Origin of the sequence: Deefgea piscis, from assembly GCF_013284055.1 — a bacterium.
GTDB lineage: Bacteria > Pseudomonadota > Gammaproteobacteria > Burkholderiales > Chitinibacteraceae > Deefgea > Deefgea piscis.
Map to the genome: position 1 here is coordinate 331,482 of NZ_CP054143.1, position 21,171 is coordinate 352,652.

The following is a 21,171-nucleotide window of genomic DNA, read 5'->3' on the forward strand; positions in this document are numbered from 1 at the left end:
TTGGGTTATGAGTGACCAACAAGTAGATAATAGTAAAAGACGATTTTTGCTGATTGCGACCAGTGCTGCAGGTGGCGCAGCAGTCGCAGGGGTCGCAGCACCGTTTATTGCCAGCTTTTTCCCATCAGAACGGGCCAAAGCGGCAGGAGCATCGGTCGAAGTCGACATTAGCAAATTAGAGCCGGGACAAAAGATCACGATTGAATGGCGTGGCAAACCAGTTTGGGTGGTAAAACGCACCCCAGAGATGCTGGCACTCTTACCCAAAAATGATCCAAAATTGGCCGATCCGACGTCCATCGTCGATCACCAACCACAGTATTGCCATAATGCAACACGCTCGATCAAGCCAGAAATCTGGGTTGCGGTCGGCGTCTGTACGCATTTGGGCTGTTCACCCACTTTCCGTCCCGATCTGGCTCCGGCAGATCTTGGCGCGGATTGGGTCGGTGGTTTCTATTGCCCATGTCATGGTTCTAAGTTCGATCTGGCTGGCCGCGTATTCTTAGGAGTTCCTGCGCCAACTAACTTAATTATCCCAGAACACAAATACCTATCCGACACTCGCCTGTTGGTTGGTGAAGCTTAATAAAGGGAGAAGACATGAGCAAACTAGATCAAGTGCCCGAAAAAGTACTCGGCTGGGTTGATGAGCGTTTTCCGCTCACATCAACTTGGAAAGCCCATATTTCTGAGTACTACGCACCAAAAAACTTTAACTTTTGGTACTTTTTTGGTTCATTAGCCATGATGGTTTTGGTTATCCAAATCGTCACCGGCATTTTCCTCACCATGAACTACAAACCGGATGGCAATTTAATTCCGGGTACCAATATTTCTGTCGCCTTTGCATCGGTTGAATACATCATGCGTGATGTCGCTGGCGGCTGGGTGATTCGCTATATGCATTCAACCGGCGCATCGATGTTCTTCGTTGTCGTCTATCTGCATATGTTCCGTGGCCTGATTTATGGTTCATACCAAAAACCACGTGAATTGATCTGGATTTTCGGCACGATGATTTTCTTGTGCCTGATGGCTGAAGCATTCTTGGGCTACTTATTGCCTTGGGGTCAAATGTCATTCTGGGGTGCTCAGGTTATTGTTAACTTGTTTGCATCTGTACCAGTGATTGGGCCAGACTTGGCAGAATTGATTCGTGGTGACTTCGTGGTTTCTGATGCCACTTTGAACCGATTCTTTGCTTTGCACGTCATTGCAGTTCCTCTGGTTCTTCTTGCCTTGGTTGTCGCTCACTTAGTCGCATTGCACGAAGTAGGTTCAAACAACCCAGACGGCATTGAAATCAAGAAAAACAAAGATCCTAAAACTGGTATTCCACTGGATGGCATTCCATTCCATCCTTACTACACAGTGAAAGACATTTTTGGTGTTTCTGTGTTCTTGGTGGTGTTTACTGCGATCTTGTTCTTCCAACCAGAGATGGGCGGTTTCTTCTTAGAGCACCCAAACTTTGACCCTGCAGATGCCTTGAAAACACCAGCACACATTGCGCCGGTATGGTACTTCACACCGTTCTACGCCATTTTGCGTGCTGTACCATCATTCTTTGGCATGCAAGTATGGGGCGTATTAGCAATGGGGGCGGCAACCTTAATCATCGGTGCGCTACCTTGGCTTGATCGCTCACCGGTTAAATCAGTTCGCTACCGCGGCCCGATTTATAAAGCAGCATTAACCTTGTTTATTATTTCCTTCTTAGGACTGGGTTATCTGGGTACCCAAGCACCAACGGACATGGGCACGCTATTGTCACAAATACTGACGATAGTTTATTTCCTGTTCTTCATATTGATGCCTTGGTATACCAAGATCGATAAAACAAAACCGGTTCCTGACCGCGTAACAATGAGATAAGGCGGGGAGCATGAAAAAAATTATTAATCATTTACTGTTTGCCTTACTTGCGGCAGTTTCAATCAATAGCCAAGCAGCAGGTGGTGCTGTTGCACTAGACAAAGCGCCGATTGACTTGCGTAATGCCGAAAGCTTGCAACGTGGTGCACAAACTTTTGTTAACTACTGTTTAAGCTGCCATGGCGCCGTAGCAATGCGCTATAACCGCCTCGAAGACATTGGCTTAAGCAAAGAGCAGATCGAAAAAAATCTGATGTTCACCACTGACAAAATTGGTAACCCAATGAAAGTGGCGATGGATGCCAAAGAAGGCAAAGCTTGGTTCGGTGCCACACCGCCAGACCTGTCTTTGATTGCGCGTTCACGTGGCTCTGATTGGCTGTATACCTATTTACGTGGCTTTTACCGTGATGACACCCGCCCTACCGGCTGGAATAACACGGTATTTGATAAAGTCGGCATGCCAAACGTACTTTGGCAATTGCAAGGTCAGCAAATTCTTGAAGTCAAAAAAGAAGGTGCGCATGAAGTTCATACACTCAAGCTGGCCCAGCCAGGTCTCTTAACCCGAGGCACTGAAAGTGGCGGCTATGACAACAAAGAATTTGACCAGCGTGTTGGTGATTTGGTGAATTTCATGACATATATGTCAGAACCTGCACAAGTTAAACGTGAACAAATCGGCTACGCGGTCGTGCTGTTCTTGCTATTTATCTTAGTGCCACTGACTTACTTGCTGAAAAAAGAGTATTGGAAAGACATTCACTAAGCAGATAAATCGATTTAAAGGGCGGACTAACCGCCCTTTTTTATTGCCATTTATTTGTTTAATAACAAGCACTTATGGCACTATACCTAGATATTGCGCTGCAAAAATAGTAAAATCCCATTCATTCTTAAAAGTTGATAGGCATCATCATGATGAAATTATATTCTGGCACCTCATGCCCATTTAGTCACCGCTGCCGCATTGTACTATTTGAAAAAGGAATGGATTTCGAGATTCTCGATGTCGATATCCACAGCAAGCCCGAAGATTTAGCCATCATGAACCCGTACAATGAAGTTCCGGTCTTAGTTGAGCGTGAACTGCAATTGTATGAATCAAACATTATCAATGAATATATTGATGAGCGTTTCCCACACCCACAATTAATGCCAGCAGATCCAGTAATGCGTGCTCGCGCTCGCTTGATGCTATTTAATTTGGAACGTGAATTATTTATTCACGTTAAAACGCTCGAAGACAGCAGCTCAACTAAAAAAGCACTTGAACTGGCTCGTGCCACGATTCGCGATAATTTAACGCAAATCGCACCACTGTTTACCAAGCAAAAATTCATTTTGGGTGACGAATTCTCGATGCTCGACGTCGCGATCGCGCCGTTGCTATGGCGCTTTGAACACTATGGTATTGAAGTGACCAAAGGTTTAGCCCCAGTGATGAAATATGCTGAGCGTTTATTTAGCCGCGAAGCATTTATTGACTCATTAACGGCCAACGAAAAAGCAATGCGCAAGTAATGCTGTGAAGAGGTGTGAGGCGCAAGCCCCACCTCACACCCCATTCTCACGGAGAATCTTATGCAAACTGTTTCAACCAAACCTTATCTATTACGCGCGATTCATGAATGGTGTACCGATCAAGGCTTTACACCTTATTTGGTGGTCGCTGTTCGCGGCAAAATGCAAGTGCCGATGGAATACGTTAAAAACGGCGAAATCGTCCTTAATATTAGCTATAACGCTTGCCGCAATTTAGAGCTGGCCAATGACTTTATTCAATTCTCGGCCCGATTTAATGGCGTATCTCGCGATATCGCAATTCCTGTCGGCGCAGTGATTTCTATTTTCTCACGTGAAAATGGCGAAGGAATGGGCTTTGAATATGAAGGTGATTTTGCCGATGCCGACGGCGAACCAGAAAGTGCACCTGAATCATCTGAAGAGCCCAAAGATCCGCCTCCTCGCCCAACGGGCAAGCCGCAATTACGCGTCGTAAAATAAGTTACTGTTCAGATAATAAAAGCTCAGACAATAAAAAAGACCCTTCACGGGTCTTTTTTATTGGGTAACAGCAATGCTTATTCAGCCACTTCCTCAGATTCAACCGCCGCAACCGCAGCCGGCACAACCCGCGTCATTACCGCAGCAAAAAAGGCATCGGTGTGATGCTGCTGTGGTGTCAATTGCAAATACTCATTTGGCAATTCAATCTCAACGCGCTCTTTTTTCAAGATTTCACGTGCATCGAGCAATTTAAAATCGGCGTGATTGGCTAAAAACTCAGCCACAATCGCTTCATTTTCACTCGGCAAGAAGCTGCAAGTGGCATACACCAGACGACCACCTTGTTTGACCATGCGCGCAGCTGATTTCAAAATACTGCTTTGTTTGGCATTTAACTCCAACACGCCCTCAGCCGTTTGACGCGCTTTTAGGTCAGGATTACGGCGCAAAGTACCCATCCCTGAACACGGTGCATCCACCAAAACCACGTCCATTTTGCCAGCCAAACGCTTAATTTTTTGATCCGACTCACTCGAAATCAATTGTGGGTGCACATTCGATAAACCAGAGCGCGACAAGCGTGGTTTCAGATTTGACAAACGTTTTTCAGACACATCAAACGCATACAAGCGGCCGGTATTTTGCATCATTGCGCCCAGCAATAATGTTTTGCCACCAGCACCAGCACAAAAATCCGCCACCATTTGACCACGTTTGGCACCACAAAGTAGGCCCAACAACTGACTACCTTCGTCTTGCACTTCAACGCGGCCTTCCATAAAGGCTTTGTATTTATTAATCGCTGGCTTGCCTTCAACACGTAAGCCCCACGGCGAATAGGGTGTTGGCGTGGTATTAATATCGCCAGCCGCTTTTAATTCTGCTGCCACTGCATCGCGTTTGGCTTTAATGCCATTCACCCGTAAATCAAGCGGTGCAGCTTGCAACATCGACTGACCTAAGGCCAAGACTTCGTCTTCGGTTTTACCAGACGCCAGCAATGCATCAATCGCCCACTGGGGTAATGCTGCACGTACGTGAAGTGGTGCATCACGCAGCGACATACCCTTCATACCAGCGGCACGTTCTTTATCATTATCACCAAATACGGCTGGCAACTCACGCAGATTTAAATGCTTAATCCGAGTAAAAAACGCTAACAATAAATCACGTGTACTCGGCAATTTGCTACCCGCATCACCACCGGCTAACCAATCGAGCTGTGGCAAATGGCGCAATACACCAAATACCGTTTCCGCCACTACGGCACGATCTTTAGGACCTAGATTTTTATTTTCACGAAAATGGCGTGAAACCACTGCATCAGCAGGCGCATTAAAACCCAGCGCGGCGTTAAGCACATCCAAAGTAGCGGAAAGCTGAATAGGGGTCATGATTTACTCTCTTTATTAAATACGTTTCACACTCAAATGAGCGCTCATTCATTACTGATCATCGACATTAAGGTCGGCGCTGCTGTTGATTTTGCGGGCTAATCCACTCTAGCACTTTACGCCCATCCAACGTCACTTCCTTGGCCAAAATTTCAAAACTACCATCTTTGCCTAAATTGACCGACATTTTCACCGGCAGATTATTCCATTCCGGTGCCAACCAAAAATCAACTTGGCGATCACTCCATTGTGCGCGCATCAAGACCGCATCCACTTTAGTGGTGCCCAACGTCAATGTGGCCTCGCCTTTAAGCTCAAATACCACATCAGGGTAGCGTTTTTTACCACTAAACAACGACATGCCATAACTGGCTTGTCGGCTGCCCATCAACGCCAAATGCAAAGCCGCAGATAATAAATCTTGATCGCCCGCCTCTAAAGGCTCGGTTTTTAGCGCGTTCGGCGGGCCCACAACAGCAGTCTGCGTGGCCCAATCAAAATCAACCGAATTTTTAGGCACGCTTGGCCCCAGACTCAAATCAGCAAACCGCACTGGCGTGACACCATTTTTGGCGCTGATTTTACCTTCGCTCAAATACTCAAGTTTTTTCCCGACTGGATTGGCTTGTAAGCGCAAGACATACTGATCTTTGTCGATCTTCCAATGCATTCGCGCATCAAACACGGTCCAGTAGTAACCAATATCCACCACTTTTGGAAAGCGCTTATTGGCTTCACGATTGAGCTGCGCCATCACCCGCGAGGCTTTATTCGCTACCTTACTCGCTGGCTCAGACGCCGCAGTGACTGCCACCGCCGGCTGACTGGCTAACCCACTCACTAGATTATTTTCCACAACCGCACTGGCGACATTCACGCTTAAACTATCATCGCCATCGACACTCACTGGCATTTTTGCGCTCGCCACGGCAGAGGCAACAACGACTTCGGAAGCGACCAGCTCAGCCGGTTTTGATGCCGTCTTGAGTCGCGGCTTTGGCTGCGCGCTGGCAACTTTCGTTGCAATCGGTTTAACGCTAGGTTCAGTCGCTGGCGCGAAAAATACTTGCTGCTGATCCACGGCTTTCACATTCGCCAACTCAGCCGGTTTATCGCTCTCGTCTAAGCTTTGTTCGGCCAATTTACGCTCAGTTTTTCTCAGCGCAGTTTGCTCAAACTCAGGCTGCGTCCACCAATCATAAATCGGCCCAGCCAGCAGCACGCTCAAATGCAGCAAAACCGAAGCCAGCAAAGCAAATCCCAGCAGATAGCGCCAAATTTTCATCCCTTAGCCACCCGGCGCTTGCAAAAAGGCCGCAGCATTATTGGCCGTGCTCACTCGAACTCGCGAACCTTGCACTTCAAGCTGACCTGCGACAAACCATTGCACCACTTTGGGATACAGCTGATGCTCTTGCTGCAAAATCCGCTGCGCCAAACTATCGGCACTATCGTCTAGTAATACCGGCACGGCTGCTTGCGCAATAATCGGCCCGCTATCGAGCTCGGCCGTTACAAAATGCACGGTACAACCGGCTAATTTAACGCCTTCATCAATTGCCCGTTGATGGGTATTGACGCCAATAAACGCCGGCAATAAAGAAGGATGCACATTAATTAAACGATTGGCGTAATGATTCACAAAATCCGCGGTTAAAATCCGCATAAATCCAGCCAACACCACCAAATCCGGCGCAAAGCCGTCAATCAAGTTTTGCAATGCGGCATCAAACGCGTCGCGCCCCACAAAGGCTTTATGATCGAGCACGGCCGTGGTAATGCCACGCTCAGCCGCCCATGCCAATCCAGCAGCATCTGGCCGATTAGAAATCACCGCCGCAATCTGCGCGCCGGCAATCTGTGCGTTAACAATCGACTGCATATTGCTGCCACGGCCTGAAATTAAAATAACAATATTTTTTGGCATAAATTCTAACTAATGAGTGACGTATATGAATGCAAACCAGACACAGAAAAGACTACATTCGTATACCCACTAAACGTAATGTTGTGGATTAAAAAATAAAAAAGCGAGACCGACCTTGGTCTCGCCTAGCACCTCGCAAAAAAGGCAGGCAATCCATATTGATGCTTGCCTACCCATTCGCGATCAGCTGCGCGGTAACTTATGCCACTTGAGTTTGATGCTCTTCACCGACACGTGCACGCACGGTTCCCAATTGGTAAACCGTTTCACCTTCAGCTTCAAGTAAAGCCGTTGCCGCAGCTGCGTCTGCCGCAGACATAATCACCACCATGCCCACGCCACAGTTAAAGGTTTTGTACATTTCTTGTGGCGCAACATTGCCTTCTTTTTGCAACCACTGGAATAATTTTGGCATCGTCCAGCTCGCCGCATCGATTTGCGCAACGACATTGGCTGGCAATACGCGCGGCACGTTTTCAGTAATGCCGCCACCGGTGATGTGCGCCATGCCTTTGACTGTCATTTGAGCCATCAGTTTCAATAATGGTTTCACATAGATGCGCGTTGGTGCCATCACCACGTCACCCAAGCTCTTGCCACCATCAAATTCAGCGGCGTAATCAGCATCAGCTAGATGCAAGATTTTGCGGATCAGCGAATAACCATTTGAGTGCGCGCCGTTAGAGGCCAAGCCCAACACCACGTCGCCAGCGGCAATCGTCGTGCCGTCGATGATTTTGCTTTTTTCCACAACGCCAACGGCAAAACCAGCCAAGTCGTATTCGCCAACTGGATACATGCCTGGCATTTCAGCAGTTTCGCCGCCTGTTAAAGCGCAACCTGCTTGCTCGCAACCGGCTGCAATGCCTTTGATGACTTCAGTTGCGCTGGCCACGTCCAACTTGCCGCAAGCAAAATAATCAAGGAAAAACAACGGCTCAGCGCCTTGCACCAAAATATCATTCACGCTCATACCAACCAAATCGATACCCACGGTATCGTGACGATTCAGTTCGAATGCGAGTTTGAGTTTAGTGCCCACACCATCGGTGCCCGACACCAACACTGGCTCTTGGAATTTTTTGCTGATTTCAACCAGCGCGCCAAAACCACCGATACCGCCGAGAACTTCTGGGCGCATCGTACGTTTAGCAAACGGTTTGATGTTTTCAACGAGCTGGTCACCAGCGTCGATATCAACACCGGCATCGCGGTAACTCAGACTTTGTTTGGACATGGATTAAGGCCTCGTACTGGAGTGATCTGGGCTGAGCGCGGGTAGCTTGGTAATGAGTTAACTCATTGACTGTCAAAACACCCGTCGTGTGCGTTAGAATAGAGAGCACATCAGCTAAACCACGCATTTTATATCAAAATTGACACTTCGCCTGCCCCCATTCACAGGAAGAATGCGTTTTCAACGCATAAATTTCCTCCCAAACCCACCAGGTCGCCCTGAATGAATCAGCTCGTCCTTGATCTGCACCTGCCACAACCGAAAAGTTTTGATGATTTTGTGCGCGGCGAAAATGCCGAACTGCTATTTCAACTCAGCCAATGGGCCAGCGGCGATCGTACTGTTCGCGCAATTTATATTTGGGGTGAACAAGGCGCAGGTAAAAGCTATCTGCTCGCAGCAGCCAAAGAGCGGCTTATCGACGCACATACTGTCTATTTAGTGAATGCCAAACGCGACATGCTGCCGCAAACCTTGCCAAGCGATGCGGCATTGATTGTTGATAATGTCGAAAACCTCGACGCCGAGCAGCAAATCGTTTTATTTGATCATTACAATACGCTGCGTGAAGGCAATGGCCGAATTTTAGTCAGCGGCCACTTGCCGCCGATGTTGCTGCCGCTGCGCGACGACTTAACCACCCGCTTGGGCTGGGGTTTGATTTATCAACTCAAAACGCTATCAGATACCGACAAAGCTGCGGCACTGCAACGCCACGCGCGCAGTCTGGGTTTTGAATTGAGCGAAGAGCTAGTTGATTATTTAATGCGCCATGCCGAGCGCGATCTGCCCAATCTGTATCGGCAAATCGACAGCATTAACGCCCTGTCTTTATCCAAACAACGCCCAGTCACCATCGCCCTATTGCGCGAAGCGCTAAAAAACGAATCGGCTTAGTCATTGATGCCCAGGCTATAAGGCCAGCCACGCACCCTTATCGCGCTAAAGATGAGCTCACTCACCTAGCCTTATTTGCTGATGTTTTTCGCTCAGAAAGCCAACGATTTTGTAGGGTCGGCTTCAGCCGACGATCCAAGCCATGCGCCTAGCTTGAATACGAGCCGACAAAAAACGATTGAAGCAAAAGACAGAATTACCCTCTCGTCGCGATAGCGGATTGCGCCATAGTTACAAATCGGTGGTAACGCGCTCAGCCATCCCACACGCAGTATTAAGGCAAAATCCGCACGCCCATTGTGACCTGTGTCGCGCCTTGCCAACAGTCAGATGTCGCATCGTAGCTGGTGCCTGTGGCCGTCACGGCGCCTGCTGTGGCTGAGCTGCGCATCACGCCCGAACTAGGAATGCCGTCATCCAGCAAACGATCTAGCGCACACACAAAGCGCAAGTCCACTGCGCCGGTGCCTGGCTCCATATAGTTGGTATTGGCCGCATAATTGCCGCTAGCCGCACCAGCGACTGAGATCTGCCACGGCACACCAAAAACACTATTTAAATCTGCCGCAGTCAGCATATTGGTGTTTTGCAACAAAATCAGCGCATCACTGGCTTCGGTCGCATCATTGAGTAAACCATTGCGAGTACCGGCAACACAGTTACTCACGCCATTGCCCAGTGCTGGCGCAGTGCCAGTTCCCGGACAACCATCGCCCGGATACGCGCCGTATTTATCAAAATACGCATTAAACGCGGTTTGCATTTTATTAACTTGCGCCGCCATATTTTTCACCTTGGCGCTATCAATCAAGTCTTTGCCTTTAAACGCTGCCCCCAAAATCAAACCAATAATCACCAAAACAATGGCCATTTCGACCAAGGTAAAGCCCCGTTTTATTTGCATGTTTTACTCCCGCTATGATTAACATTGGATTCGTTGCGCTAATAAGCCCTGATCACTAAGCTGGCAATTTCTTTCTTGAATCAATAAAATAGCATTCAATATTTGTCATTATTTAGCGTAAGGCAAGCCAATTTACTGCAGCTCGTTACCGAAATCGTCAGAGTTCAACCCCGACGCAGCAGTTTTAAAACACGCACTCGGGTATAATCGTCGGATTGTTGTCAGCCATCCGCAGGTCCATTCATGCAAGAACAGTATTCACCGATTGAAGTCGAAGCCGCCGCCCAACAGCACTGGGAAGATGCACGCGCGTTTGAGGTTACTGAAGACGCCAGCCGCCCTAAGTATTACGCCTGCTCAATGCTGCCTTACCCATCAGGCAAATTGCATATGGGCCATGTGCGTAACTACACCATCAACGACATGCTGGCGCGCCACCTACGGATGAAAGGCTTTAATGTTTTGATGCCAATGGGTTGGGATGCATTTGGCTTGCCAGCAGAAAACGCAGCCATTGCCTACAACAAATCGCCAGCCGAATGGACCTACGCCAATATCGCCGACATGAAGTCGCAAATGAAACCGCTGGGTTTGTCATTTGACTGGTCGCGTGAAATCGCCACTTGCGACCCTGAATACTATAAGTGGAATCAATGGTTCTTCTTAAAAATGCTGGAAAAAGGCGTTGCCTACAAAAAAACCCAAGTGGTGAACTGGGATCCGATTGATCAAACCGTGTTGGCGAACGAACAAGTCGTTGATGGCCGCGGCTGGCGCTCTGGCGCTTTGGTCGAAAAACGCGAAATCCCGGGCTACTACTTTGGCATCACGCAATACGCCGAAGAATTGCTCGGTGACATCGATCAGCTGACTGGCTGGCCCGACATGGTTCGCGCGATGCAGCGCAATTGGATTGGTAAATCCGAAGGCGTGCGCTTTGCGTTTAATCACGACATTAAAGATGCCAACGGCAATTTAGTGCAAGACGGCAAGCTATTTGTTTTCACCACCCGTGCTGACACGATTATGGGCGTAACGTTCTGTGCAGTCGCCGCAGAACACCCCATCGCCACCCGCGCTGCTGAGCTGAAACCAGAATTGCTGGCGTTTATTGAAGAATGCAAACAAGGCGGCGTTTCCGAAGCTGAAATCGCTAGCCAAGAAAAACTCGGTAAAGCCACGGGCCTGTTTGTGACGCATCCGCTCACTGGCGAGCAAGTTGAAGTGTGGATCGGCAATTACGTGTTGATGGGCTACGGCGATGGCGCAGTGATGGCCGTGCCAGCGCACGACGAACGCGACTTTGGTTTTGCCAAAAAATACGACTTACCAATCAAACAAGTCATTGCGATTGAAGGCGAAAACTTCAGTACGGATGCTTGGGCAGAATCGTATGGCGACAAAACGCGTGGTGTAACGATCAACTCGGGTAAATACGATGGCCTGAGCTTTAAAGCGGCCGTTGATGCGGTTGCTGCTGATTTAGCAGCGCAAGACGCCGGCGAGAAAAAAACCACTTGGCGTTTACGTGACTGGGGGATTAGCCGTCAGCGTTATTGGGGCACACCAATCCCAATCATCCACTGCCCATGCTGCGGCGATGTACCAGTACCGTACGAGCAACTGCCCGTTGTGCTACCAACTGACTGCATCCCAGATGGCTCAGGCAATCCGTTAAAACAACGTGCTGACTTTTTAAATGTCGACTGCCCGAAATGCGGCACAGCCGCGCAGCGCGAAACCGACACCATGGATACTTTCGTCGATTCGAGCTGGTATTTCATGCGCTATTGCGACCCAAAAAACACCGCAGCCATGGTCGGCGATGGTACCCAATACTGGATGGGCGCTGGTTCAGATGCGGCTGGCGGCATGGATCAATACATCGGCGGCATTGAGCACGCGGTATTGCATTTGCTGTACGCCCGTTTTTGGACCAAAGCGATGCGCGATGAAGGTTTGATCAACTTCGATGAGCCATTCAAAAACTTGTTTACACAAGGCATGTTGCTGCGCGATTGTTATTATCGCGAAGAAGCTTCGGGCAAAAAACGCTGGTTCTATCCGGCTGAAGTTGAAGTACAACACGACGAAAAAGGTCGCCCGATTTCAGCCATTTGCGTCGAAGACGGCCTGCCCGTGGTGATGGGTGGCATTGAAAAAATGTCGAAATCGAAAAACAACGTCGTTGAACCAAAAGACATTATCGAAAAATTTGGTGCCGATACCGCGCGCCTATTCACGATGTTTGCTGGCCCACCAGAGCAAAGCGCAGCATGGTCAGATAGCGGCGTAGAAGGCGCGTATCGCTACCTGCGTCGTCTATGGGGGTATAGCGTTAAACATGCTGATGCAATTCAATCAGCAAGCAATACCCTTGATAGCAGTGCGCTGAGCAAAGCGGACAAAACCTTGCGTTTTGAAATCCACAACACGCTCAAGCAAATCAATAACGACTACGAACGCCTGCAATACAACACCATCGTGTCCGGCGTAATGAAAATGCTCAATGCGCTCGATGCATATCCCGAGAGCAATGCCGCAGTGATGCGCGAATGCTTTGGTATTTTGCTACGCGCAATCTACCCTGCTGCGCCACATATTGCGCATACCTTGTGGTTAGAACTTAACTTTGCCGGTGAAATCGCGCATGCAGCATGGCCAGAGCCCGCTCTGGACGCGCTAACGCAAGACGAAATTAAAATGATGGTGCAAGTAAACGGCAAAGTTCGCGGCGAGATTTTTGTCGCCAAAGACGCTAGCAAAGACACGATTGAAGCTGCCGCATTGGCCGATGAAGCAGTGCAAAAACACTTGACGGGCACGCCCAAGAAAGTGATTGTGGTGCCAAATAAATTGGTCAGTATTGTGGTCTAACACGGCACGTTAGCATTTAGCGAGTCAGGCGTTTGACCTTGCCATTGATCGAATACGGCAAGGTCAAACGTAGCAGTGCATTTGGCAAACCATCACGGACCAGAGAGCTCCTACGGGATTTCGCTGAATTGGGTGGCGAATCAGCGAGCATGAGTAACGACCCGATAGGACCGATATGCTAGGCGTATCAAATCGACTGAACCGTTGTGTGAACAAGCCAGTAAAAAACTTATCCGCCCCCGTCAATTCACCGACTCAATGCCCGCAGCCCATATCAAGCCGCTGGCATTAAGCCGTAATTATTTTGGAGTACAGTATGCCCTTACGTTTGAAAACCCTCGTCCTTCTTGGGCTCTGCCTTAGCCTAATGGCCTGCGGCTTTCATTTACGCGGACAAGGGCCTGCCGCACAACTGAACTTTAAAACCATACAAGTCAGCGGTGGCGGCAGCGCAGCGCAAGAGCTACGCAAAGCGATCATCGTGCAAGACAACGTTAAATTGGTGACTAGCGACGCGCAAGTGGCGGTCAATATCGTTAACGAAAGCAGCGACAAACAAATTTTAAGCGTCAATAGCAAAGGCCAAGTGGTGCAATACCGCGTGTTTTACCGCGTTCGCTTTACCGCTACGCTGGACAAACAGCCATTAATCGAAGACGGTAATATCTCGCTAAGCCGTACCTTGCAGTGGGATGAAAACGACATTCTCGCCAATGAAAGCGAAGAAGGTAAATTGATTACCGAAATGCAGCGTGATTCTTCGCTGCAAATCATTCGCCGTATTAATGCCGCCGCCAAAGGCGTCAATAAAGCGGCAGCGGCTGCGGCATCGGCTGCTTCAGCAACATCGGCAGCATCAGCGATTGCGCCTACACAACCATAATGCGTAGCGAAGACTTAGCCGCCGCAGCCAAACGCAAACTCGCCCCGCTGTATATTATTCATGGCGACGAAGCGCTATTGAGCCTAGAAGCGGTGCAAACGCTCAGAGACATCGCGCGGCAGCAAGGCTATAGCGAGCGCGAAGTGCTTACCGTGGAAAATGCGGCGCAATTTCAATGGGAGCAGCTGATTTCTGCCGGGCAATCGCTGTCTTTATTTGCTGAGTTGCGGATTTTAGAATTACGCATTCCCAATGGCAAACCCGGCACCGAAGGGGGTAAAGCGCTAGAAGCCTTTGCCAGCAAGCTACCCAGCGATACACTGACTATTATCACCCTGCCTCGGCTCGATAAAACCGCGCTCAATAGCAAATGGATGTCGGCGCTGGCCAAAGCCGGTGAAGTCATCGAGGCCAAGCTCATCGAGCGCAGCGCCTTACCGCAATGGATTAGCAAACGCCTCGCCGCCCAACAACAAAGCCTCAGCGCCGAGGCGATGGCGTGGTTGGTTGATCGGGTGGAAGGTAATTTATTAGCCGCATTGCAAGAAATCCAAAAACTCGCACTACTGCACCCGGCTGGCCTATTAACGCTGGATGATCTGACGGCGGCGGTAGCCAATGTGGCGCGCTACGATGTGTTTCAATTGGGCGAAGCGCTGCTGGTGGGCGACGCCGAGCGCATGGTGCATATGCTGAGCGGGCTCAAGGCCGAGGGCGAATCGGCAGTACTGGTACTGTGGGCGCTCACCGAAGAAACACGTAATCTCTATCGTTTTGCCCAAGGCCGAGCGCGCAATATACCCACCGCCCAACTGATCAAAGACTTACGCCTGTGGGGCAATAAACAAAAACTCATCGAAGCCGCCGCCGCCCGCGTGAACCGCCGACAACTGACCAATGCACTACAACAGGCCGCGCGCATCGACAGCTTGATTAAAGGCATTGGCGATGGTGAAGTTTGGCATGAGCTCTCCAGCATGGCTTTAGCACTTTGTGAGCAGACCAAGAAAAAAGCCGGATAACACAAGAGCCAATGCAAATCCATCGATCAAATACCCCCTTGCACTGCGAAGCGTGTAAGAATAAATCTAAACATCATGCCCAGCCATTTGGCCAGCATTTCCCGATCCACCTTTCCTGCTAGCGTGCCAACCCGACTATGAAAGAACAAATCCTCGTCAATATCACCCCGCAAGAAACCCGCGTCGCTAGCATTGATGAAGGTGTAGTTCACGACATTCATATCGAACGCGCCGCGCATCGCGGCTTGGTCGGCAATATTTATTTGGGCATGGTCAAGCGCGTTTTACCCGGCATGCAAAGCGCCTTTATCGAAATCGGCCTTGAGCGCGCCGCGTTTTTGCACATTGCCGACGTCATCGAGCAAAGACAAAATCCGAGTGAAGTACAGCGCATTGAGCGACTGATCCATGAAGGCCAAGCCATTATGGTGCAAGTGGTTAAAGACCCGATCGGTAGCAAAGGCGCACGGCTTTCGACGCAAATCAGCATTGCTGGCCGGTTTTTAGTATTTTTACCGCAAGACACCCACATTGGCATTTCACAACGCATCGGCAACGACCAAGAACGTGACCGCTTGCGGGATCGGATGGAAAGCCTACTGCCCGACAATCATCGCGGCTACATTATTCGCACCAGCGCCGATCACGCCTCGGACGACGAGCTGCGCGCCGATATTGAATACCTCAGCTTGATTTGGGCCGACATCAAAAAAAATTCGATCACCCTGCCAGCTCGCTCGTTGTTATTTCAAGATTTATCGCTGCAATTGCGCGCACTGCGCGATATGGTCACCACCGAAACCGATAGCGTTTGGGTCGATAGCCGCGAAAACTTCGCCAAAATGACTGAATTTGCCGGCCGTTTTGTGTCCGACGTATTACCGCGCATTCAACTGTATTCGGGCGATCGCCCCTTGTTCGAGCTGCACGGCGTCGAAGCCGAAATCGAGCGCGCCATGAGCCGCCGCGTTAATCTCAAATTTGGCGGCTACCTGATCATTGATCAAACCGAAGCCATGACGACAGTCGACGTCAACACCGGTGGCTTTGTCGGCACCCGCTCATTTGACGATACCATTTTCAAAACCAATCTCGAAGCCACGCAAGTCATCGCTCGCCAGCTGCGGCTCAGGAATTTAGGCGGCATTATCATCGTTGATTTTATCGACATGGATAATGAAGAACACAAAACCGCCGTGCTGAGCGAACTGAATAAAGCACTAGAAAAAGACCGCACCAAAATCACCGTCTCTAACTTCACTAGCCTGGGCTTAGTGGAAATCACCCGCAAACGCACTCGCGAATCGCTGGCCCACGTGCTCTGCGAGCCCTGCCCCACCTGCCAAGGGCGCGGCGAAATCAAAACCGCCCAAACCATATGCTACGAAATTTTGCGCGAGATTTTGCGCGAAGCGCGGCAATTTAACGCCAAAGAATACCGCATCCTCGCCGCGCAATCGGTGGTCGATATGTTTCTTGACGAAGAATCAGCCAACCTCGCACAACTGGCCGACTTCATCAAAAAACCGATTTATTTGCAGGTAGAAACTGCGTATACGCAAGAGCAGTTTGATGTGGTGCTAGTGTAAACATAAAGGTATATCAAGCCAGACCTTAAAAATAAAGGCTTAGCTTGATATACCAAAACAAATGCAATCAAACGCTGCAAGCGAATATATCAGCTACTTAGGGTCGCCTTCAGGCGACGAACAAGTCGGCGAAAGCCAACCCTACAAGACGCCACTTAGCATGAGCGACGACGACGAAATTAATGCAAATGATCACGCACCGCTTGGTCGGGTTTAAAGCCCGAGACGCAGCGCTGTAAAATACCAATAATTTGCGCGGAATCATTACCCACACAAGCAATACTTAGATCGGCAATCACTTGCTCTAACTCATCGAGCGTTAGGCATTGCTCATTGGCTTTCATAATCCGAGCGTGCTCGGTACCACTCACGTTGTCGCCAATCAGTAGCTCTTCATACAGCTTTTCGCCAGGGCGTAAGCCAGAAAACTCAATCGCGATATCGCCCGCAGGGTTAGCATCATCTTTAACTGTAAAGCCAGTCAGATGAATCATGCGCCGCGCTAAATCCACAATCCGCACCGGTTGCCCCATATCCAGCACAAACACTTCGCCACTACCGCCCATGGCGCCAGCTTGAATCACCAATTGCGATGCTTCGGGAATCGTCATAAAGAAGCGATTAATTTCGGGATGAGTCACTTTAACAGGGCCACCGGCCATAATTTGTTTACGGAATAAAGGCACCACGGAACCACTCGAGCCCAGTACATTGCCAAAGCGCACCATACTAAACCGCGTTGTTACCGAAGGATCTAGCGCATAAGCTTGTAAGGCTAATTCAGCCATCCGTTTACTCGCGCCCATAACATTAGTCGGGCGAACTGCTTTATCCGTTGAAATAAGGACAAAGGATTCAACGCCAGCATCAATCGCCGCCGCCGCTGCTGCGCGAGTACCAAAGGCATTATTTAAAATCCCCTCGGTAATATTAAATTCAACCAAGGGCACGTGTTTATACGCTGCGGCGTGATACACCGTTTGCACCCCATAGCGCGCCATAATCGCCGCAAGGCGTAAGCCATTTTGTACCGAACCCAACACAGGGTGCAGCTCGATCGGCAAGGCATGTTCACGAATGATTTGGCTCAGCTCTTGCTCAATGGTGTACAAGGCAAATTCGGAAAGCTCGTACAACACCAAATGCGTCGGTTGATTTTTAATAATCTGCCGACAAAGCTCAGAACCGATCGAGCCGCCTGCGCCGGTGACCATCACCGATTTACCGCTAATATTGCGAGCGAGTAATTCTTTGTTTGGCGGAACGGGTTCACGACCAAGTAGCTCATCAACACCCACTTCGCGCGCATCAGCCAAGCGCACTTCGCCACTAACTAAATCAGCCATCCCCGGTAAAATCCGCACTTCGACCGCTAAGGGCTCAAGCTGATTCACGATCTCGATTTGGCGAGAGCGCGGCGCAGAAGGTATGGCCAATAACACTTGATCGACCCGACTCAGCATAATTTGGGCGAGCATTTGTTCGTTGCTAAATACTTTAAGCCCGCCAATTTGCAGCCCTTGCTGAGCAAATGAATCGTCAACAAAACCAATCGGCTCGTACTCTTGCCCAGTGCGCAAAGCCACCGCCAATTGCCGCCCTGCGCTACCAGCACCGTAAATCAATACCGTTTTACGATCTTTGGATAGTGGCGCTAATTTGCGTAAAATACTCCGCGCAGCAAAACGACTGGCAATAATAATCGCCATCGCCAACAGCCAAAAAATCACTAAAGAACCACGCGGAATACCGGTAATTTGCAATAACTGAATCGCGGTTACAAAGCCCAATAGCGCCAAACTCACCGCAGTGGCAATGGTTAAAACCGCCTTATCCTCGATATAACGAATCACTGCTCGATACAGACCAAAGCGAATAAAAATCGGCGCAGCAATGATAGAAGGCAAGAAAAACACCCACCAGGCAAATTGATTTGGGTACTGCCAATCATCTAAACGTAGCGCAATTGCCACCCAAAGCGCCACGGGTAATAACATAAAATCAAGCGCTAAAATCAATAGGCTTTTAGTTGTTCTAGGTAATGCAATTGCTTTATTTAACATAACTTACCTGATTTTTTGAGCCAGACCAGCCAATAAATGATACAGAATTATATAATTAAAATTCAATGCGTAATCCCATCACGGCGAATGACTTTTAAAAAGGTCAGCAGTAGGATTTTTAAATCAAATACAAATGAGCGCCGCTGTAAATACTCAACATCAAAGCCGACCTTCACCGGGATCGGTAATTCATCGCGACCATTAATTTGCGCCCAACCGGTGAGGCCAGGGCGAATACGATCAACACCTTTTTCAGTGCGTAATTGAATTAAATCATCTTGATTAAATAATGCAGGCCGTGGCCCAACAAAGCTCATATCACCGACTAAAATACTCCACAACTGTGGTAGCTCGTCCAGACTTGATTTACGCAAAAAACCACCAATCGGCGTTAAACATGCCTTGGGATCAGCCAATAAATGTGTGGCAACTGCGGGTGTGTCAATACGCATAGAGCGAAATTTAGGCATTTTGAAAATGCGATTATTTATCCCTACCCGATCAGACCAATATAAAGCAGGGCCTTTCGAAGTTAGTCGAACCAGTATGGCGACAACAATAATAGGTAAAATAAAAAACAAGCTAACCATTAAAGCCAGTAAAAAATCAAAACAGCGCTTCAACATAAAAGACCTAAAAGCAGTTCGTTAAAAAATTAAGCATTACGCTTTAAAAAATCATCCGCAGTTTTTTGTAACGCCTGATCCACAGTCAATGGTGGCCTCCAGCCCAATACATTTTGGGCTTTTGAAATATCAACCTGTAATGAGCCACATAAACGCTGCGCCATCGCCTGCTTACCCAATAATCTAGCCCCGAATTGTAAGCACCACATTGGAATCGGAATCAAGCGTGAAGAAACCCCCAAAGCTTTAGCCATTTTTTGCAAAAGTTCGGTCGTTGATAAATCCTCACCATCACCTGCTAAAAAAATCTGGTTTGCTGCCGCAGGATGATCAATGCATGTCACAATCAAATCAACTAAATTATCTAATGCCACCAAACTGCGCTGATTATGAATTGCACCTAGTGGTAATGGAATACCTTTTGCGACAGCTTGAATTAATCGACCAAAATTGCCTGGCGCATTCGCGCCGTATACCAACGGAGGACGAATAATAACCAATTCCATCGAACTACCTACAAGCAAATCCCTCAATCCAATCTCTGCCTCTAGTTTGGAAAGTGCGTATGGTTCTACCGGATTAGGTTGATCATCTTCTAAAAATGGTTGTGAAGACTGATTTCCATTAACGCCTATTGAGCTTATAAAAATAAAACGACGCACACCCGCTGCTAATGCTTGTCTTGCTAAATTTAAAGTACCATCGACATTGACTTTACGAAACTCAGACAAAGGATCAAGCACATTATCGTTTAAAATATGAGCACGAGCAGCAGTATGCACAATCACATCGATATCCAGTAATGCTTCGGACCACTGCGTATGTGCATCAATATTGCCAGCAGCAACAGTCCCCACATTTGTACGCCGAGCAACTGCACGATATTCTATATTTTTTTTAATTAAAACAAGCACTAAGGAACTACCAACGAAACCATTAGCACCTGTGATTAAAATTTTATTTGCCATTTTTACGCAACATCAAAATAAAGACGATAAAACCCAAACGATCACGAATACGTCTTCGACAGCTAGAAATTGAAAAAATCAATTTAAGCTTATTTAATAGTGAAGGATTCTTAATCCATTGGACAGGAGGGACATCGAGCGAATTAATTGCATTTGCAATTAGCATAATTTGCTCTAAATACCACCCACCTGCTAATTTACTAAATCTAGATTTAGCTGCTAAAAAACCGTTGTTCACACCAAAAACATTATTTGAATGCTGCCTATAATGCATACTTGGTTTAGGATCAATATACCAATTCAAGCCATTATGTCGAGCCCATGCATAAATAAACCAATCATGCAACTCAATACCTTTCATTTGCTCATGATTTTTGCTAAGTAACTCTTTCAATTGATTTGCTGCTGCAGCCGTCATCACATAAGTACAGCCTGGTCCTGCTGCCTCAAAATAGTTATCCCATTGTCGTTGCAACTGCGCTTTATTAATCAGTATTTCACGGCCATCACTCCAAAATGCAGTAACATTACTTGAATAAATATTTACATTTTTCGATTCAATATTACTAATCGCACGAAGTAGTTTATCTTCCAACCAAAGGTCATCTTGATCAGAAAAAGCTACATAATCAAAATTAAAAAATAAAACATCTCGAAGTAAACGAAAAAAATTAGCTCCCGCAGCGCCTGATCGAATTGAAGGCATTACAACAATTCTATCGTCTTCTATACTCGATATAATATCGAGAGTACGATCAGAAGATCCATCATCACTAATATAAATATTAACATCTACTCCTACTTGAGTTAATATTGAATCCAACTGCTGCTGAAGATGTAGCTGACCATTATAGGTTGCGAGCAATACTGCAATTTTTTTATGCTTTCGTTGCATT

The 21,171-nt window shown here is 48.1% G+C and carries 18 protein-coding genes and 1 pseudogene; 10 read left to right on the forward strand and 9 right to left on the reverse strand.

Annotation, left to right across the window (positions count from 1 at the left end):
• Positions 1–7 precede the first annotated feature (7 nt).
• The 5 genes and pseudogenes from petA (at position 8) to HQN60_RS01695 (ending at position 3,885) form a co-directional block, all read left to right on the forward strand.
• On the forward strand, positions 8–589 hold the full coding sequence (petA, locus tag HQN60_RS01675) for a ubiquinol-cytochrome c reductase iron-sulfur subunit (protein ID WP_173532058.1): 582 nt from the start codon (positions 8–10) through the stop codon (positions 587–589).
• Between the two features lie 14 nt (positions 590–603).
• Positions 604–1,872 (forward strand): annotated as a pseudogene (locus HQN60_RS01680) (cytochrome b); the annotation flags it as partial.
• A gap of 16 nt (positions 1,873–1,888) precedes the next feature.
• The gene (locus HQN60_RS01685; RefSeq protein WP_173532060.1) at positions 1,889–2,647 is read left to right on the forward strand and encodes a cytochrome c1; all 759 of its coding nucleotides are present in this window, start codon (positions 1,889–1,891) and stop codon (positions 2,645–2,647) included.
• 149 nt (positions 2,648–2,796) lie between these two features.
• Complete coding sequence (locus HQN60_RS01690) at positions 2,797–3,402, forward strand: glutathione S-transferase N-terminal domain-containing protein (RefSeq protein WP_173532061.1); 606 nt, start codon at positions 2,797–2,799, stop codon at positions 3,400–3,402.
• Between the two features lie 60 nt (positions 3,403–3,462).
• Positions 3,463–3,885, forward strand: coding sequence for a ClpXP protease specificity-enhancing factor (locus HQN60_RS01695; RefSeq protein ID WP_173532062.1), 423 nt, complete (start codon positions 3,463–3,465; stop codon positions 3,883–3,885).
• A 77-nt stretch (positions 3,886–3,962) separates the two neighbouring features.
• On the opposite strand, the gene HQN60_RS01700 is transcribed toward HQN60_RS01695, so the two are convergent.
• From HQN60_RS01700 to purM, 4 genes are all read right to left on the reverse strand, one after another.
• On the reverse strand, positions 3,963–5,282 hold the full coding sequence (locus HQN60_RS01700; protein ID WP_173532063.1) for an RsmB/NOP family class I SAM-dependent RNA methyltransferase: 1,320 nt from the start codon (positions 5,280–5,282) through the stop codon (positions 3,963–3,965).
• Between the two features lie 67 nt (positions 5,283–5,349).
• Positions 5,350–6,567, reverse strand: a complete 1,218-nt coding sequence (locus HQN60_RS01705) for a DUF3108 domain-containing protein (protein WP_173532064.1) — start codon at positions 6,565–6,567, stop codon at positions 5,350–5,352.
• 3 nt (positions 6,568–6,570) lie between these two features.
• Positions 6,571–7,209 (reverse strand): phosphoribosylglycinamide formyltransferase, encoded by a 639-nt coding sequence (gene purN / locus HQN60_RS01710; protein WP_173532065.1) that lies wholly within the window; start codon positions 7,207–7,209, stop codon positions 6,571–6,573.
• Between the two features lie 199 nt (positions 7,210–7,408).
• Entirely contained in the window at positions 7,409–8,446 is a 1,038-nt protein-coding gene (purM, locus tag HQN60_RS01715) for a phosphoribosylformylglycinamidine cyclo-ligase (RefSeq protein WP_173532066.1), read from the reverse strand.
• Between the two features lie 222 nt (positions 8,447–8,668).
• On the opposite strand from purM, the gene hda reads away from it, so the two are divergent.
• Positions 8,669–9,343: a DnaA regulatory inactivator Hda gene (hda, locus tag HQN60_RS01720; protein WP_173532067.1), complete on the forward strand. Its 675-nt coding sequence runs from the start codon at positions 8,669–8,671 to the stop codon at positions 9,341–9,343.
• Positions 9,344–9,617: 274 nt separating this feature from the next.
• Here hda and HQN60_RS01725 read toward each other — a convergent pair whose 3' ends face one another.
• A complete protein-coding gene (locus tag HQN60_RS01725) occupies positions 9,618–10,247 on the reverse strand; it encodes a type II secretion system protein (RefSeq protein WP_173532068.1) in 630 nt (209 codons plus the stop codon).
• Between the two features lie 243 nt (positions 10,248–10,490).
• On the opposite strand from HQN60_RS01725, the gene leuS reads away from it, so the two are divergent.
• The 4 genes from leuS to rng all read left to right on the forward strand — a co-directional run bounded on the left by leuS (position 10,491) and on the right by rng (position 16,618).
• On the forward strand, positions 10,491–13,124 hold the full coding sequence (leuS, locus tag HQN60_RS01730; protein WP_173532069.1) for a leucine--tRNA ligase: 2,634 nt from the start codon (positions 10,491–10,493) through the stop codon (positions 13,122–13,124).
• Between the two features lie 316 nt (positions 13,125–13,440).
• Complete coding sequence (locus HQN60_RS01735) at positions 13,441–14,007, forward strand: LPS-assembly lipoprotein LptE (RefSeq protein ID WP_173532070.1); 567 nt, start codon at positions 13,441–13,443, stop codon at positions 14,005–14,007.
• Positions 14,007–15,029 (forward strand): DNA polymerase III subunit delta, encoded by a 1,023-nt coding sequence (holA, locus tag HQN60_RS01740; RefSeq protein ID WP_173532071.1) that lies wholly within the window; start codon positions 14,007–14,009, stop codon positions 15,027–15,029. Before HQN60_RS01735 ends, holA begins: the two co-directional genes overlap by 1 nt.
• Before the next feature lie 137 nt (positions 15,030–15,166).
• Positions 15,167–16,618, forward strand: coding sequence for a ribonuclease G (gene rng, locus HQN60_RS01745; protein ID WP_173532072.1), 1,452 nt, complete (start codon positions 15,167–15,169; stop codon positions 16,616–16,618).
• Between the two features lie 179 nt (positions 16,619–16,797).
• Here the strand turns inward: rng and HQN60_RS01750 are convergent, their stop codons facing one another.
• The 4 genes from HQN60_RS01750 to HQN60_RS01765 all read right to left on the reverse strand — a co-directional run bounded on the left by HQN60_RS01750 (position 16,798) and on the right by HQN60_RS01765 (position 21,170).
• Positions 16,798–18,681 (reverse strand): polysaccharide biosynthesis protein, encoded by a 1,884-nt coding sequence (locus tag HQN60_RS01750; RefSeq protein ID WP_173532073.1) that lies wholly within the window; start codon positions 18,679–18,681, stop codon positions 16,798–16,800.
• 62 nt (positions 18,682–18,743) lie between these two features.
• On the reverse strand, positions 18,744–19,307 hold the full coding sequence (locus tag HQN60_RS01755) for a sugar transferase (protein ID WP_308419416.1): 564 nt from the start codon (positions 19,305–19,307) through the stop codon (positions 18,744–18,746).
• A gap of 29 nt (positions 19,308–19,336) precedes the next feature.
• Positions 19,337–20,275, reverse strand: coding sequence for a UDP-glucose 4-epimerase family protein (locus HQN60_RS01760; RefSeq protein WP_173532074.1), 939 nt, complete (start codon positions 20,273–20,275; stop codon positions 19,337–19,339).
• Entirely contained in the window at positions 20,265–21,170 is a 906-nt protein-coding gene (locus tag HQN60_RS01765) for a glycosyltransferase (protein WP_173532075.1), read from the reverse strand. Before HQN60_RS01765 ends, HQN60_RS01760 begins: the two co-directional genes overlap by 11 nt.
• Position 21,171: the final 1 nt, after the last annotated feature.

What these genes read in the sequence shown, in the direction of transcription:
- HQN60_RS01755 (WP_308419416.1), bottom strand. Translation starts at nt 19,307, where the DNA reads ATGTTGAAGCGCTGTTTTGATTTTTTACTGGCTTTAATGGTTAGCTTG.
- HQN60_RS01700 (WP_173532063.1), bottom strand. Translation starts at nt 5,282, where the DNA reads ATGACCCCTATTCAGCTTTCCGCTACTTTGGATGTGCTTAACGCCGCG.
- HQN60_RS01735 (WP_173532070.1), top strand. Translation starts at nt 13,441, where the DNA reads ATGCCCTTACGTTTGAAAACCCTCGTCCTTCTTGGGCTCTGCCTTAGC.
- rng (WP_173532072.1), top strand. Translation starts at nt 15,167, where the DNA reads ATGAAAGAACAAATCCTCGTCAATATCACCCCGCAAGAAACCCGCGTC.
- HQN60_RS01690 (WP_173532061.1), top strand. Translation starts at nt 2,797, where the DNA reads ATGATGAAATTATATTCTGGCACCTCATGCCCATTTAGTCACCGCTGC.
- holA (WP_173532071.1), top strand. Translation starts at nt 14,007, where the DNA reads ATGCGTAGCGAAGACTTAGCCGCCGCAGCCAAACGCAAACTCGCCCCG.
- leuS (WP_173532069.1), top strand. Translation starts at nt 10,491, where the DNA reads ATGCAAGAACAGTATTCACCGATTGAAGTCGAAGCCGCCGCCCAACAG.
- HQN60_RS01750 (WP_173532073.1), bottom strand. Translation starts at nt 18,681, where the DNA reads ATGTTAAATAAAGCAATTGCATTACCTAGAACAACTAAAAGCCTATTG.
- HQN60_RS01705 (WP_173532064.1), bottom strand. Translation starts at nt 6,567, where the DNA reads ATGAAAATTTGGCGCTATCTGCTGGGATTTGCTTTGCTGGCTTCGGTT.
- HQN60_RS01760 (WP_173532074.1), bottom strand. Translation starts at nt 20,275, where the DNA reads ATGGCAAATAAAATTTTAATCACAGGTGCTAATGGTTTCGTTGGTAGT.
- HQN60_RS01685 (WP_173532060.1), top strand. Translation starts at nt 1,889, where the DNA reads ATGAAAAAAATTATTAATCATTTACTGTTTGCCTTACTTGCGGCAGTT.
- HQN60_RS01695 (WP_173532062.1), top strand. Translation starts at nt 3,463, where the DNA reads ATGCAAACTGTTTCAACCAAACCTTATCTATTACGCGCGATTCATGAA.
- HQN60_RS01765 (WP_173532075.1), bottom strand. Translation starts at nt 21,170, where the DNA reads ATGCAACGAAAGCATAAAAAAATTGCAGTATTGCTCGCAACCTATAAT.
- petA (WP_173532058.1), top strand. Translation starts at nt 8, where the DNA reads ATGAGTGACCAACAAGTAGATAATAGTAAAAGACGATTTTTGCTGATT.
- hda (WP_173532067.1), top strand. Translation starts at nt 8,669, where the DNA reads ATGAATCAGCTCGTCCTTGATCTGCACCTGCCACAACCGAAAAGTTTT.
- HQN60_RS01725 (WP_173532068.1), bottom strand. Translation starts at nt 10,247, where the DNA reads ATGCAAATAAAACGGGGCTTTACCTTGGTCGAAATGGCCATTGTTTTG.
- purM (WP_173532066.1), bottom strand. Translation starts at nt 8,446, where the DNA reads ATGTCCAAACAAAGTCTGAGTTACCGCGATGCCGGTGTTGATATCGAC.
- purN (WP_173532065.1), bottom strand. Translation starts at nt 7,209, where the DNA reads ATGCCAAAAAATATTGTTATTTTAATTTCAGGCCGTGGCAGCAATATG.